This is a genomic window from Gallionella capsiferriformans ES-2 (assembly GCF_000145255.1).
GTDB classification, from domain to species: domain Bacteria; phylum Pseudomonadota; class Gammaproteobacteria; order Burkholderiales; family Gallionellaceae; genus Gallionella; species Gallionella capsiferriformans.
The window spans coordinates 2,168,745-2,183,375 of sequence record NC_014394.1 but is presented as its reverse complement, the minus strand read 5'-3'; the positions used below and the strand labels follow the sequence as shown (position 1 = coordinate 2,183,375).

Sequence of the window (14,631 nt, the reverse complement as noted above, 5' to 3'; positions counted from 1 at the left end):
CATTGCGGCTGATTTATCGCTATTTCGAAAGAGGTAGCCCACAATGAGACCGTCGACAGGCGGGCCATGAATTACCCGCATGCACCGATTGCGCCGCAACTGGTGCAGAACTCGCAGCCGTCTTTTTTGATCAATGTCGCGTTACCGCATTCCCGACACAGCTTGCCGGTCAGCGGTTTGATCCCGGTCGGTTTGATCTGTCCTTCGGGTATTTCCAGTACGCCCATCTGCTGCACCGGATAGCCGTGTTCGTCCAGCACGCCCAGCATGGCATAGCGGTGAATGATCAGTGTGGCGACATAGGAGACGGTCGAAGGATAGCTTTGCATCTTGGCGCCGCCCGGCACGCGTGCCATGAAATCTCCCAAGGGCTCTCCGAAATTGAGTAGTTTGCGCAGCTTCATGCCTATCCATGCAGGGTCGATCACGCGCATATCCAGACTCAGCAGTTTGCACAGCCCGTCGAGGGCGCGCGGGTAGACGCCCGACAGCCACATCGAATAGGGGCGGCGTTGTCCGTCCGGCAGCACCAGTTCCTTGAGGCCCAGCACGAAGTCATCCCCTGAACCTGCGTTGGCAATATCCACGGTCCAGCTCATGGTGCCGTCAGTGCCAGTCTTAGGTTCTTTTTTGGCGAACAGCGCGTCCATCATTGGCGTGGTCATGCCGTCACACACTTCCAGCGCACCCAGTGTTTCGATGCGGTATTTGAGCAAATAGGCGAAGGCGGCCACGAGACTCGGCATGCGTTTTATTTCACCCTCAGGCGGCATCGGCATGTCGAATGCATCGTCGCCCGCCGTTTTCATCAGCATTTCCAGTTTCATGCGCACCCATACCGGATCGCGGGTACGCATATCCATCGACAGTGATTTCGCCAGTGCGCCAAGACCCCGGGGCTGTTCGGAGCCGTTGACCCAGACTTCGAACGGGTGGTTGCATCCGTCGTTGGCGGTGTGCGAGACGAACGCGACAAAACTGCCCAGCGGATGTTTGACGACTTGGGACACCCAGCCTTCGCTGCCGGCGGTCAGGGCAGGGCGACCCGGCCAGCGCAAGGATGCGAGCGCAGGTTTGGGCGCGGCTTCCAGTTCAATGCGTCTGTCCTGATCGAACACGAAGTCCTGTGGGATTTCACCTTTCTTGGGTTCCGGCGTGATCGACAGCACAGAGCCTAATACGCTGTTAGGCCGGTAGGTCGCCAGTCCCTTAAGCCCCGCGCGCCAGGCTTCAGTGTAGAGATTTTTAAAGTCTTCAAAGGGATAGTCGGCTGGCACATTGACGGTCTTGCTAATCGACGTGTCGATGTAGGGGGCAACAGCGGCGCACATTTTCATGTGGTCGAGTGCGGGAATTTCCAGCGCGGAGACGAATGCTTCCGGCAAATGGCTTACATCGCCGCCCTGTTTTTTAAACACACGCCAGGCGTGATCTTCGACCGAATAATCCTTGCTGGTGCCATCCATCATGCGTTTTTTGCGCGTGTAGAACCAGGAAAAGGCGGGTTCGATGCCGTTGGAGGCGTTGTCGGCGAAGGCCAGCGAAATCGTGCCGGTGGGCGCGATGGACAGCAGATGGCTGTTGCGGATGCCGTATTCGCGGATATGGTTTTTCATCTCATCCGGCAGGCGCGAAGCGAAGCGGGGGGCGGCCAGATAGTGTTCCGCATCGAGCAGCGGGAAGGCGCCGCGTTCTTTGGACAGTTCAATCGAGGCGGCATAGGCTTCGTCGCGCATGATGCGCGTGATGTCGGCGGCAAAGGCGCGCGCCTCTTCCGTGTCATAGCGCAGTCCCAGCATCACCAGCGCATCGCCAAGCCCCGTGTAGCCTAGGCCGATGCGGCGTTTGTTCTGCGCCTCCAGTTGCTGCTCGGGCAGCGGCCAGGCGGTCACGTCCAGCACGTTGTCCAGCATGCGCACCGCGACTTTAATCAATTGCTTGAACGGTTCATAGTCGAACCCGGCGTGGGTCGAGAACGGATTTTTGACCATGCGGGTCAGATTGATCGAGCCCAGACAGCAGCAGCCGTAAGGGGGAAGTGGCTGTTCCGCACACGGGTTGGTCGCCTCGATCACTTCGCAGTAGGACAGGTTGTTGTCACGGTTCATCAGGTCGATGAACAGCACGCCGGGTTCGGCATGATCGTAGGTGCTCTCGATGATCTGACGCCAAAGATCGGTGGCACGCACGCGGCGATATATCCATCGGCCGTCCGCACGTTGAGTCGCTCCGGCGTCCCTGAGTGCGGCAGCGGGCTCTGCTGTGTGCACGAGTTCGAAGTCAGAATCGGCTTCGACCGCCTGCATCAGTGCATCGGTGACGCCCACCGAAATGTTGAAGTTGCGCAGATCGCCCTTGTCTTTGGCGCTGATGAATTTTTCGATGTCAGGATGGTCGCAACGCAACACGCCCATCTGAGCACCGCGTCGCGCACCTGCTGATTCGACGGTCTCGCAGGAACGATCGAACACGCGCATATAGGAGATGGGTCCGCTGGCGCGAGAATTAGTGCCTTTGACCAGCGCGCCTTCCGGGCGGATTGTCGAAAAATCGTAGCCAACGCCGCCGCCGCGTCGCATGGTTTCGGCAGCTTGCTGCAGCGCATCGTAGATGCCGGGTTTGCCATCCGTGATGCCGGAAATCGCATCGCCCACCGGTTGCACGAAGCAGTTGATCAGTGTCGCCTGTATGGCGAGTCCCGCCGCCGAGTTGATCCGTCCGGCAGGCACGAAGCCGTTTTCCTGCGCCAGATAAAAAGCCTCTTCCCAGTGCGCACGCTGATCGGGTTTTTCGGCCAGCGCAAGTCCCCGCGCCACGCGTCGCCGGACATCGCTCACCGAGAGTTCGCCCGGTTCTGCATATTTTTCCAGTAACACCTCGATGCTGATTTCTTGAGTCATGGTTATTCCTTTTCAGAATGAATGGAGGGCTGGCCGTCGGCTTCACGGGCGAGCGCGCTGCGGTATGCTTCCAGTTTTTCGTGAAAGTTTTCCGCTTCGCCGTAATTTAGAAACTGTGCGTAGCGCCCGTGGGCTGCGGCGACTTTGCGGGCGTGTTTGATCGGGCAGAAATACTGCTCGGTTCGTGCGATGATTTCCTGGGCATAGGCCAGCATGCCGACGCCGTAAGAACAGTACAGGCAATGGGCTTTCTCGATTGCATTAAGGTAGGCTAAGTGCTGGTGGTCATACACGATATAGTCGGCGCGCCTGACCCGTTTGATGCGATAGACGGGAAAACACAGCAGCTGATATAGGCTGATGGATAAGTCGAACAGCAGCAGCGGGATGGCAGCGCCGTAGATGACGGGCATGGTGAGATAGTTTTGCGGACGCACCGTGAGAAACCAGCGGAAGAGGCCCTGTTTGACGCGCTGGTGCGCCTCATGAATCGCCTGTTCGAACACCACGCGACGCCCCGCAATCTGATAACGCAAGCGATTTTCCTGCGTTTGAGCGAGCGTTTGTAACTCATCTTCGAGGGCTGCAATCTGTTCGATGATCTGGTTGATCCGGTTGTTCATGCGTGCCCCCTGTGTTGCATCGGTGCGGCTAACTGTGATTCAGCAGCCTGACTAGGCCATCTAAACCGACGAAATTAAAAGCATAGCTCGCTTTTTCGCGAACCACGGGTTTCGCATGGTAGGCGATACTCACACCTGCCTGCGCCATCATTTTCAGATCGTTGGCGCCATCGCCCATTGCGATTACCTGTTCAGGGTTTAGCCCTAAACTGTCGCGTAGCTTGACCAACCACTCCGCCTTGCCCTGCGCATCGAGTATCTCGCCCAGTACACGGCCGGTGAGCTTGCCGTCGAGTATTTCCAGCGTATTGGCATGGGTGCAATCCAGACCTAAGCGCGGTTTTAAGCGCTCGGTAAAGAACAGAAAACCGCCTGATACCAGAAGCGTCCTGATATTGTTTGCCTTCAACGCCGCCATCATGACTTCGGCACCCGGATTTAATTTCAGTCGCTCATCATACACGCGTTGCAAGGCGATTTCGTCGAGCCCTTCGAGCAGCGCGACACGCCGGCGCAGGCTTTCTGAAAAATCGATTTCGCCGCGCATCGCCTCTTCCGTGATCGCGGCAACTTGTGGTTTTAGCCCCTGCATATCAGCGATCTCGTCGATGCATTCGATGGAAATCAGCGTCGAATCCATATCCATCACCACTAGGCCGAAATCGGCAAGCGTTTTGCCAGGTGCGACGAAGCCGTAGTCAATCTGGTGTTCAAAACAAAATGTAGCAAGGGAGTCGTGTTGCTGTGCTTCGCATAGGCGCCAGGTTTGTTCGTCAATTTTTTCGCTACGGGCAGCTGAACTCAGGCGGGCGAGGTGCGCAATGTGTTCGGATGGAATATCGTGTACGGCCAGTAGGATGAGGTTCATAGTTTTCAGTATTCGCCCGCACGGTATGCTGCGGTAGCATTATTTACAAAGCGATATTTTAATTCATAAGCACGGTGTGCGATGCAGGGAAAATCAGTATGGTCTGTTTTATATGCCCAGCTTTTTCATTTTTTCCCACAAATTTTTCCGGCTGATGCCTAAGGATGCGGCGGTTTCCGCAATATGACCGTCGTTGATGCGCAGGCAATTGTTGATGTACTTTTTTTCGCAGGCCTGTATATATTCGCTGAGGGACTCTTGCGTTGAATAGGTCTCTTCAGGAGGCGCCGGCGCATCGTCGAACAACAGTTCGGCACTCAGTTCAGTTTGTTGCGACAGAATGCAGGAGCGTTCCAGGCAATGTTTGAGTTCACGAATGTTGCCGGGCCAGGGGTAGTTGAGTAGGGACTGTTCAGCCGGTTTGCTCAGCGTGCGCAGGTCGGAATTCTGTGTATTCCAGTCTTCCAGTAAATTGCCGGTAAGCCATAAAATGTCTTCCTTGCGTTCTCTGAGTGGCGGAATGTGCAGATGAATCACATGAATTCGATAGTACAGGTCTTCGCGAAATTTGCCGGCTTCGACCATTTGTTTCAGATCCTGATGGGTGGCGCAAATCAGCCGGATATCGACGTGAAGTGGTGTTTCTGCGCCCACCCGGACGATTTGTCGCTCCTGAATCGCGCGTAGCAGTTTGACCTGCATCGCTGGAGACATTTCGCCGATTTCGTCGAGAAACAGTGTGCCGCCGTTGGCCAGCTCAAACAGGCCGCGTTTTTCGCGCAACGCGCCGGTAAATGCGCCTTTGGCGTAGCCGAATAACTCTGCTTCGAGCAAGCTTTCGGTGAGTGCCCCGCAGTTGACGGTGACGAAGGGCATTTTGTGTTCGGGATCGTATTGACTGCGCAGTGCGCGTGCTAAACGCTCCTTGCCGACACCGGATTCGCCGGTGATCAGTACCGAGGTCGGGTTTTTGGCGATCCGGGGCAGTAAGGCTTCAACATGCCTCATCGCTGCCGAGACACCCAGCATGGTGTCTCGCGTGACGCTGCACACACTGCGCGAACACAAGGACTGAACTGTATTGAGTAGCGCGTGTATGTCCAGCGGCTTGGTCAGGTAATCTTGTGCGCCGAGTTTAAGGAGTCGCACCGCACGGTCTATGGTGCCATATCCTGTGGTGAAAATAAAATGAGGCAGGCAGGCTTCGCTGGCCTTAAGTTGTTTGAACAAGTCTTCTCCGTTAATGTCGGGGAGCTGAATGTCGCAGATCGCTATGTCGTATTTGGTATGCCCCAAAGCCAGTATTGCCGCGCCGCCGGTTTTGAACCAGTCGCAGTGATAATCTTCCAGTTCGAAGCGGTCGGAGAGTGCCTCGCCCATGATAGGGTCATCTTCTATCAGGCAGATACGATAAGTGCTCAAGTTTGCTCTCCCAGTGGGATTTTTACGGTGAAATTCATGTGATTATTGCGCTCCTTTTTGACCGAGATGGTGCCGCTCAGCTGGTTTACGATCTGGTAAGTAACCCAGAGCCCCAAGCCATGGCCGCCTTCGCTGAATGAGGCGAAGGGTTCGAACAAATGCGAGATCTGCTCGGCGCTGAGCGTTTTTCCGTCATTGATAACTGAAATTTGTAATTGTCCGTCAATCATACTGATGTCGCAGGAAATTTCACCTTGCTGAGCGGCCGCCTTGATGGCATTCATCAGTAAATTGATCATGATTTGCCGGACACAGGTGGCCGGTAACGCGACTTCATCGGCTAAACTATTGTGCCAGGCAATGTGCAGGGCCTTTTTCCCGCTCATTGGGGCGATGAGTGTCAGCACGTCTTCAATGTCCTGCGGCAGTAGATTGCGGCTTTTCATTTTAGCTTCCACTAGCAGCGCTGCGACCGTGTCCTTGATTTGTGTCAGCCCGCGTTCAATCAGTGCGATGGTTTTTTGGGTTAGCGGGCTGGTCTCGCTATGGCATTTTAGGGTGTCGATCGCCATCAGCATCCCGCTTAGCGGGTTATTGATTTCGTGTGCAATGCCCGCCGCCAGTTGGCCTAATGCGGCCAGTCGTTCTGATTGCAGGATCTGCATTTCCAGCACTTCTTTGTTTTTTAGATCATCGAGCAGTTGATTGTAAGCCTCGAACAGCAGGCCCAGTTCATCGTGATATTCATATAAGTCAGGGTCGAGGTCTTCGGGCCATTTTTTTCCGAGTTGTGCCATGCGTGCGGCCAGTTGCACCAGCGGTAGAGCCATGCGTTGTCCCCAGTACCAATTGAAGGGGAGCAATATCGCGAGGATAAGGGTGCCAACCAGCAGGCCGTTACGCGCATTTTTGGCAAATAGAGGAAAAAAGACATCTTTTGAATGAACGATGATCAGCGTACCCAAGCTGGCATTTTCGCGGGAAATGGGGGTCAGCGAATAATAGTGTTTGGATTTGGGAAGGTAGATGGTCTTGGATTTATCACCGCTCATTTGACTGATATGGCGAGATATTTCAGAAAATTCCGGGCCGAGCTCGTACATGTGAGTGAGCATCGGCGTCTCTTTCGGGTGAGTCGAAACCAGCACACGTTGTGCGTTGTCGAGCACCAGAATATTTTCGACCTGTACCATGCTGGAACTTTCCCTATGACTCGCCTCAGTGATGATTTCAAATGCGCGCCAGATGTCGTCTTGCAATAGGGCGGTAAACAGGTTGGACTTTAAAGAATAGCCCAGCTTTTCAGAATCGATGGATAGATCCCTTTCCACATGCGTGTAGGCATTGCCGATAAAGGAGGCAGAGACGGCGATCACGGAAATAATGATCAAAAAACTGCCCCACAGCGGGATTTTGTGGCGATAACTGAGATTCAGGAAAAATTTCATAAGTCGCCTATTCTGCGCATCATCTTATACACGCCTTGATACAACTTTCTATCAGCAACGATAAATCCGTCCAGATTGAGGCGTTGTAGCAGTTTGATTCCATCGGGATCTTGATTCATGCTGATCAGCACGCGTTGCATGTCGTTGAAGTCGCTTCTGCTGAGTGAATTGCGCGCGATAAACGGCGGGAATCCGTACGGTGCAGAGCGCGTGACAATGCGTGTTTGGTTTGTGATGTCGGGGCGTGAACGTGCCAGACTGTCCCACGCGAAACCTGACATGGCCCCCGCATCGGCCATGCCAATGGCGACCGCTGCGACAATTTTCTGATGGTCGCGGGTGAAGAAGGTTTTTTTAAAGAAGTGCTCGGGATTCTGATGTTGCTGTAGCAACTGGTAGCGGGGGTGCAGATAGCCCGTGGAGGAGTCAGGGTCAACATAGGCGAAAACCTTGTTTTTAAGGTCGAGCAAAGACTGGCTGGCATGGTTTGATGACGGCACGATCAGATAGCTGCGATCAAAAGGCTGTCCCTGATATAAGGGGGTCACGAGCAGGCTCATTTGACGACTGTTTTCAAAATAGGCGGGGGACGAGACCCACGCAAAATCGAGTTCGTTTTGCTTCAACAGCTCTAGGCTTTCCAGATAACTTTCCCGAAAAATGAATTCGACGGGTCTGTCGAGTTTGCGCTGCAAGTAGTCGCGCCATTCTTCCAGCAGCGCGTATTGACCGCGCACGGTTGCCGAGGTGATGCCGAGTCTGAGCGGGGTGGCTAGCAATACACTGGATATGAGCAGCAACCAGCATGTCAAAATCAGTCTAAAAATAATTTTCACGATAACCTCTGTTACTAGTTGGTAACTATATCAGTTAAAAAACAGTGTTGTTACTGTTCGGTAACTGATGATCGCCTGTCTTTATTGATTTAGTGGTCCGTAAAACAAGCAGACCTGTTTGAGACGGGGGGAGGTGCAAACCGATCTGTAATTGCAGCTCTCAATGGTTAGTTACGCAAATTTCATGCCGCAGACAGAGCGGATGTGCTGGTTGCCTTTAATTATAAAGCTGGGTCGTACTAGGCATTGCGGGGCAAGGTGCTGCCGTTAGGCCGCTGCTTGTTCAAAGGACGCGATAAATGAGCCTGAGAGGGTGGGGGCGGGTGCCATTTTCAAGTTTATGTTACCAGAAAGTAACTGCGCGAAGTTTTGTGACTGTTGCACATCACGGTAAATATTTTCGTAACTTATTTTTTTGCGGTCTGTGCGCTTACCCCATTGTAATTGTTAGATAAATTATCCTGAATGAATGGATTGTGTGTGAATGGCATATTTATTGCTTATAAGCTGGCAGTTAATAATTTTTTCATTCCTATATGTATTTATCAAAATTGGCATTATGGTTTTTCTCAGTAGTGCTTTTTGCGCTGTCGAGCGTAACGTTCGCTCAGGACGACGATTCATCTGACGGAGGTACGCAGGTTCAGGTGAGCAATAAACTCGACAATGCCTCGTGTCTGAAGTGTCACAACGGCAAGATCAAGGTGGCTGGCGGTGAAGATATGCGTGTGCTGCATGCGATCAAAAAGCTCCCGTTCAGCAAAAGCGTGCACGGACAAATGCAGTGTGTCGCTTGTCATACCGGTATCAAGGACGGCAGTCAGTCACATAAGGTTGAATCCAAAACTGCCGGTTGCGTAGGGTGTCACACGGCGCTGTGGGAAACAGTGAAACAGGACAACCTGACCGAGGAGAAATCGAGGCTGGGTAAGGTTGTCAGCAATATCGAGGCCTATAAAAAAACTTTTCATGCGCGTGCCAATGCTGATGATCCTTCGCGCGCCAACGCCAGTTGCGATGATTGTCACGATACGCACTCATTCAATGTGCCTCCTAAAGGCAGTGTCGCGCGGACTGCGTGGCATCTGGCTATACCGAATACCTGCGGGGAAAAGTGTCACACCGATCAACTGGAAGAGTATGCAACTTCTGTGCACGGCAAGAAGGTGCTGGAAGAACATAGTCCCAAGGCTGCGGTTTGCACCGATTGCCATACCTCGCACGGGATAACTAATACCTCGGGTGAGTCGTTCAAGCTCGATATCGTCCAGGCTTGCGGCGGATGCCATACGGAAAATCTTAAATCCTATTCGGAAACTTTTCACGGTCAGGTGAATGCGCTGGGCTACGGCTATACCGCTAAGTGCTACAACTGTCACGGCAGTCACGGCATCTTGTCGCCAACCGATCCTGAATCGACCGTGCATCCGGATAATCGCCTGAAGACCTGTCAGCAGTGTCATAGCGGCAACAAGGGCTGGGCAGGTTTGCAAAAGGCAACGCCAGGCTTTGTGTCATTTGCACCGCACGCGAATACGCACAATTTTGAGAAGTATCCGCAGATGTGGATCGCTTCGAAATTCATGCTGAGCCTGCTCGCCGGTGTGTTTGCGTTCTTCTGGCTGCATTCAGCTTTGTGGTACTGGCGTGAGCACAAGGATGGCTGCCCGGTCTACTTCAATAAGGACGGCAATACTAAGTCACACATCGCAATCAACGATTTGTTGAGTGGACCTGCAAAGGGCAAGCAGATCCGTCGCTTCAGTAAATTGACGCGTGCGGCGCATCTGATCTTCGCGCTGGTGACGATGACGCTGATCCTGACCGGCATGCTGGTGTTCTACGCAGATACCGAATGGGCACATGTGGTCGTCAGGGCGTTGGGTGGCGCGAAAATCGCCGGCATTATCCATCGTATCTGTGCGACCGCCTTTCTGGGTATTTTCATCGCCCAACTGGTCTACGTGCTGGCCAAGTTGTTGCGCAGCAAAACCTTTAAGTGGTTCGGCCCTGATTCGCTGATTCCAAACTGGAACGATTTGAATAAGATTGTCGAGATGTTCCGGTGGTTCTTCGGTCGTGGTCCGCGTCCCGTATTTGATCGCTGGACTTACTGGGAAAAGTTTGACTTCTGGGCGGTGTTCTGGGGCGTCGGCATCATCGGCAGCAGCGGACTGATGCTGGCCTTCCCTCACATCACGGCGCAATTCTTGCCAGGCTGGATGTTCAACGTGTTGACGCTGGTGCACGGCGAGGAAGCTTTTCTGGCTGCGGTGTTCCTGTTCACGGTGCACTTCTTCAACAACCACTTCAGGCCGGACAAGTTCCCGCCGCCTGATGTAGTGATGTTCACAGGCTCCGTGCCGGTGGAAGAGTTCAAGCGCGAACACACAGAGCACTACAACCGTCTGGTTGAATCGGGCGAGCTGGATAAGTATCTGGTGGATGCGCCGAGCCGGAAAATGACACTGGCCTCTAAGGTGCTGGGGCTGACCCTGATTGCAATCGGTCTGACCTTGCTGGTGCTGGTAATTATCGGATTTGTCGGAAATACGTAACAACAACGGCGGGCCGGGCCCGCCTGAACACTATTTAATTGGAGAAAATAATGAAGAAACAACTTGCCGCAAGTATCGCTTTCGTTCTGGTAACCGGTTTGTTTAGCTCGGCTCATGCTGCGATTGATGAGCCGGCTGCTAAGTCGCTCGCTAAGAAGAATGACTGTTTCAAATGCCACGCGGTTGACAAGACCAAAAAAGGCCCTTCCTATAAGAAAATCGCGATCAAATACAAGGGGAAAGCGGATGCTGAAGTCTCGCTGATCAAGCAGATTACCACCGGTCCTAAGGTCAAGATGGAGGATGGGACCGAAGAAAATCACAAGATTATCGAAACCAAGGACCAGAGCGAAATTAAAAATCTGGTCGGCTGGATACTGTCGCTTTAAGTTGGAAGTTAAAAGCACGGCTCGGTGTTGAGCCGTGCAGTAGTCTCAAAATGTCAGGGAGAATTAAAATGAAGTTGTTTTCAAATGTACTTATCTCGTGCGCCTTGTTAGGTTCACTCGCACCGGTTGCACTCGCCGCCGATAATCGAAACGCGGGCAAGGATATCGGTCACGTGTTTCTGGCCTCCGCAGAACCAGCAGCAAAGCCGGTTGAAGTTTTGAAAACTGCTGCCAAGGATCTCGTGCTCAAGGGCGATGCAAAATGCACCGTCTGCCACGATGAATCGGACTCTCCTAAAGTGCTGGCTATCAGCCAGACGCGTCACGGCGTGACATCAGATGGTCGCACCCCAACCTGCACTAGTTGCCACGGTGAGAGTATCGCGCATCTTGGTCACAAAGGCAGTTCAAAACCGCCAAAACCGGATCATATGTTCGGTAAGAATTCCGCTACACCGGTTGCAGAACGCAATCAAGCCTGTTTGTCCTGTCACTCAAAGGATAGCAAGCGCCATTTGTGGACAGGCAGTGCGCATCAAACTAACGATGTCGCCTGTACTTCATGCCACCAGGTCCACACGGCTCATGACAAGGTTCGCGACAAACGTACACAACCTGAAGTTTGCTACACCTGCCACAAGGAACAACGCGCTCAGGAAAACCGTATTTCCCACCATCCTATCGGTGAAGGCAAGGTTGCCTGTTCCGATTGCCACAACACACACGGTTCGGCTGGCCCAAAATTATTGAAGAAAAACACCCTCAATGAAACCTGCTACACCTGCCATGCAGAAAAACGCGGCCCGTTCCTGTGGGAGCATCAGCCTGTGTCCGAAGATTGCAGCAATTGCCACACGCCGCACGGTTCCAATATTTCACCATTGCTAAAATCTCGCGCGCCATTCTTATGTTCCGAATGCCACAACGGTCCGCATAACAGCAAGGTTCCTGTCGCTGGCAATGCAGCCGGTATTCAGGGGGGTATTACAGCGACAACAGCAACAAATCCGAGTGAAAGTTACACCGGACGCGGCTGTCAGAACTGCCACAGCATGGTTCACGGTTCGAACCATCCAGCTGGCGCACTGTTGCATCGCTAAATTATAAAACTGGTGATAATCATGAAAATTCGTAATGAGAAAATGAAATTTAATGCGCTGACCTTGGCTGTACAAGGATCCTTGCTCCTGATGTTTGCAGTGCCTGTTTATGCGGCTGATGAAGTAAACGACGAGGTGGCGGCCTTGAAGCGTCCGATCAATTCGGTCGAGATCGGCGTGGGAAATGTCTCGCAACAATCCGCTAAGTTTGGTGAATACAGCGGTTTGAATACGGCCAATGCAGGTGTTGTCGGCAATTTTGATCTGCGCGGCGGCAATGCCTATGAGGGCGTTGCGGGCGGTACACGCTGGAATATCAATGGTCGCGATCTGGGCACAACTTCGCGTTCACTGGGCGGTTCTCTGAGTAATCAGGGTAAGTGGGATTTGAGCATCGGCTACGATGAACTGCGTCACAACATCACCGATACCTATCAAACGCCGCAACAGGGCGCGATGGGCGGGAATGTCTTTACCCTGCCGGCGACATTTGGCACGGTGAACGGTAACCCCGCTAATATGAATCTCCCTGGGGTAACCGGCAGCACGCGAGTGTTGACGCCGATTCAGCAAGCGGCTTTTCATACTGAAAAGGTCGGCACGACTCGCAAGAATACTTCCTTTGCCGCTGCGTATACATTTAATGAGCAATGGAGCGTCAATTTCGATTACAACCATCTCAATCAGACCGGGGCAAAATTGATCGCTGGGGCTTCTCAGGCTGGGGTGACGGGGTTAAGTACCTGGCGTGCTGAGGCTGTTAGTGTTTTGATGAATCCGACTAATTACAAAACCGACAACTTCAATCTGGCGCTTAACTGGCTCGGCGATAGCGGGCATCTGACCGGAGCTTATTACGGTTCGCTCTTCCGCGACGGCTATAACAGCCTGAGCTGGCAGAATCCTGTTACGAACAATGCCGCATCGGTTTCTACTTGCGCTTCCGGTGGCGCCTGTACCTATCAGTCTTTGTCGATGAGCACCGCGCCTAGCAATGAATTTCATCAGATTAATTTGACCGGTGGCTATGTATTTTCACCGGCAACCAAGCTGGCAGGCGGATTTTCGTACGGACGTAATACGCAAAATGACAGTTACTCAAGCGCGCTGATGTTTGGCGGAGCGTTACCGCCTCAGGCATCTCTCAACGGATTGGTTGTCACGACTCACGCGGATCTGAAACTGACTAATCAGACCACCAAAGATCTGACCTTGAGTGCCGCTTTTAAGTATAACGATCGGGACAATCGCACGGCATCAAATACCTACCTCTATCAGTCGATCAATCTGGCACCTAATGCGGCAACGTCATATACAGGTGTGAATACTCCGTACAGCAACAGGAAGACCCAGCTTGAGCTGGCAGCTGATTACCGTATCGCTAAGGGGCAGAATCTTCGTGTCGCCTACGAGCGCGAAGACATCAAGCGCGGTTGCAACAATGTGGTGGGCGGTGCTCAGTGCGTTGCGAGTCCTTCCAGTACCGAAGATAAGCTGGCATTGGCCTATCGGATGAAGGCTACGGATAGTGTCAGTCTCAATGCGGGCTACAACTACGCAAACCGCAAAGCGGTGTTCGACCATAATTTCCTGTCGAATGTGGGTAATAGAGCTTCAATATTGGCTGGTGGTGCCAATTCTGTACTCAACGGCGGAGATTTTGTCGGTTTTGTCGCCTATCCTTATGCTTCGCGCAAGCAGGATATGTTAAAAGCAGGGGTGAACTGGCAGGCATCGCAGAAACTTGATCTGGGTTTGAATGGTCGTTATTCGAATGACAAGTACGATGCGGTATTGGGTGTGCAGGATGGGCAGAGTGTCAGTATTAATCTGGATGCGACCTATAGCTACAGCGAAGAGAGCAGCGTCGCGGCATATGCATCGTGGCAGAATGGCCGGCGGAATATGCGCAGCGGAGCGAACGCCACATTCGCGGGTAATGGGGTTACGGCAAATGTAGTACCCGTTAACACCTATACCAATCAGCTCACAGATACCAGCAATGCAATTGGTCTTAATACCAAGCATACTGGATTGATGGGCGGGAAGTTTGAACTGCTTGGTGATTTGTCCTATTCGCTGGATAAGTCGCGCTATTCGACTCAAGTGCCAGCGCTGTTAACCTGTGCCTCTACTTCATTAGCTAACTCCACGCTTGTTTGCGGCGACACACCGGACATCAAGACCAATGTGATCACCCTCAAGCTGACCGGAAACTATCAGGTAAACAAGACGGGGAAAGTTACGCTGGGTTACCTCTTTCAGCAAATGAAAAGTAGCGACTTTTTTTACAACGGCGAAGCGTTTGGCTTCACCTCGGGTCGTATGATGCCAACAGGTATGATGTCACCCAATTATGCAATTCACGCGGTGGCTGCCAGCTATACCCTCACGTTCTAAGCAGTTGTATTTAAAAACCTGCCTTCGGGCAGGTTTTTTTTCGCCATTGATACGCGTATGTGCTATATTAGTTTTATCTAATATACA

At 52.7% G+C, this 14,631-nt stretch carries 10 protein-coding genes; 4 read left to right on the top strand and 6 right to left on the bottom strand.

Features of this window, described 5'->3' with window-relative positions; all coding sequences use genetic code 11:
* Window positions 1-71: 71 nt before the first annotated feature.
* From GALF_RS10040 to GALF_RS10015, 6 genes are all read right to left on the bottom strand, one after another.
* Complete coding sequence (locus GALF_RS10040) at window positions 72-2,900, bottom strand: adenosylcobalamin-dependent ribonucleoside-diphosphate reductase (protein WP_013293950.1); 2,829 nt, start codon at window positions 2,898-2,900, stop codon at window positions 72-74.
* 2 nt (window positions 2,901-2,902) lie between these two features.
* Window positions 2,903-3,523: a hypothetical protein gene (locus tag GALF_RS10035; protein WP_013293949.1), complete on the bottom strand. Its 621-nt coding sequence runs from the start codon at window positions 3,521-3,523 to the stop codon at window positions 2,903-2,905.
* A gap of 28 nt (window positions 3,524-3,551) precedes the next feature.
* The gene (gene serB, locus GALF_RS10030; RefSeq protein ID WP_013293948.1) at window positions 3,552-4,391 is read right to left on the bottom strand and encodes a phosphoserine phosphatase SerB; all 840 of its coding nucleotides are present in this window, start codon (window positions 4,389-4,391) and stop codon (window positions 3,552-3,554) included.
* Between the two features lie 108 nt (window positions 4,392-4,499).
* Window positions 4,500-5,813 (bottom strand): sigma-54-dependent transcriptional regulator, encoded by a 1,314-nt coding sequence (locus GALF_RS10025; RefSeq protein ID WP_013293947.1) that lies wholly within the window; start codon window positions 5,811-5,813, stop codon window positions 4,500-4,502.
* Window positions 5,810-7,261, bottom strand: coding sequence for a sensor histidine kinase (locus GALF_RS10020; RefSeq protein WP_013293946.1), 1,452 nt, complete (start codon window positions 7,259-7,261; stop codon window positions 5,810-5,812). Before GALF_RS10020 ends, GALF_RS10025 begins: the two co-directional genes overlap by 4 nt.
* On the bottom strand, window positions 7,258-8,097 hold the full coding sequence (locus GALF_RS10015) for a substrate-binding domain-containing protein (protein ID WP_013293945.1): 840 nt from the start codon (window positions 8,095-8,097) through the stop codon (window positions 7,258-7,260). The genes GALF_RS10020 and GALF_RS10015 overlap by 4 nt, the downstream gene beginning before the upstream one ends.
* 647 nt (window positions 8,098-8,744) lie before the next feature.
* On the opposite strand from GALF_RS10015, the gene GALF_RS10010 reads away from it, so the two are divergent.
* From GALF_RS10010 to GALF_RS09995, 4 genes are all read left to right on the top strand, one after another.
* Window positions 8,745-10,655, top strand: coding sequence for a cytochrome b/b6 domain-containing protein (locus tag GALF_RS10010; protein WP_223293690.1), 1,911 nt, complete (start codon window positions 8,745-8,747; stop codon window positions 10,653-10,655).
* A 50-nt stretch (window positions 10,656-10,705) separates the two neighbouring features.
* Window positions 10,706-11,044 carry a c-type cytochrome gene (locus GALF_RS10005; protein WP_013293943.1) on the top strand — a complete coding sequence of 113 codons (339 nt, stop codon included), beginning with the start codon at window positions 10,706-10,708 and terminating at the stop codon, window positions 11,042-11,044.
* A 68-nt stretch (window positions 11,045-11,112) separates the two neighbouring features.
* Entirely contained in the window at window positions 11,113-12,144 is a 1,032-nt protein-coding gene (locus tag GALF_RS10000) for a DmsE family decaheme c-type cytochrome (protein ID WP_013293942.1), read from the top strand.
* A gap of 21 nt (window positions 12,145-12,165) precedes the next feature.
* Window positions 12,166-14,544, top strand: a complete 2,379-nt coding sequence (locus tag GALF_RS09995; protein WP_013293941.1) for an MtrB/PioB family decaheme-associated outer membrane protein — start codon at window positions 12,166-12,168, stop codon at window positions 14,542-14,544.
* Window positions 14,545-14,631 lie beyond the last annotated feature (87 nt).

Coding starts and splice junctions, on each gene's coding strand:
- GALF_RS10040 (WP_013293950.1), bottom strand. CDS start 2,900: ATGACTCAAGAAATCAGCATCGAGGTGTTACTGGAAAAATATGCAGAA.
- GALF_RS10035 (WP_013293949.1), bottom strand. CDS start 3,523: ATGAACAACCGGATCAACCAGATCATCGAACAGATTGCAGCCCTCGAA.
- serB (WP_013293948.1), bottom strand. CDS start 4,391: ATGAACCTCATCCTACTGGCCGTACACGATATTCCATCCGAACACATT.
- GALF_RS10020 (WP_013293946.1), bottom strand. CDS start 7,261: ATGAAATTTTTCCTGAATCTCAGTTATCGCCACAAAATCCCGCTGTGG.
- GALF_RS10005 (WP_013293943.1), top strand. CDS start 10,706: ATGAAGAAACAACTTGCCGCAAGTATCGCTTTCGTTCTGGTAACCGGT.
- GALF_RS10000 (WP_013293942.1), top strand. CDS start 11,113: ATGAAGTTGTTTTCAAATGTACTTATCTCGTGCGCCTTGTTAGGTTCA.
- GALF_RS09995 (WP_013293941.1), top strand. CDS start 12,166: ATGAAAATTCGTAATGAGAAAATGAAATTTAATGCGCTGACCTTGGCT.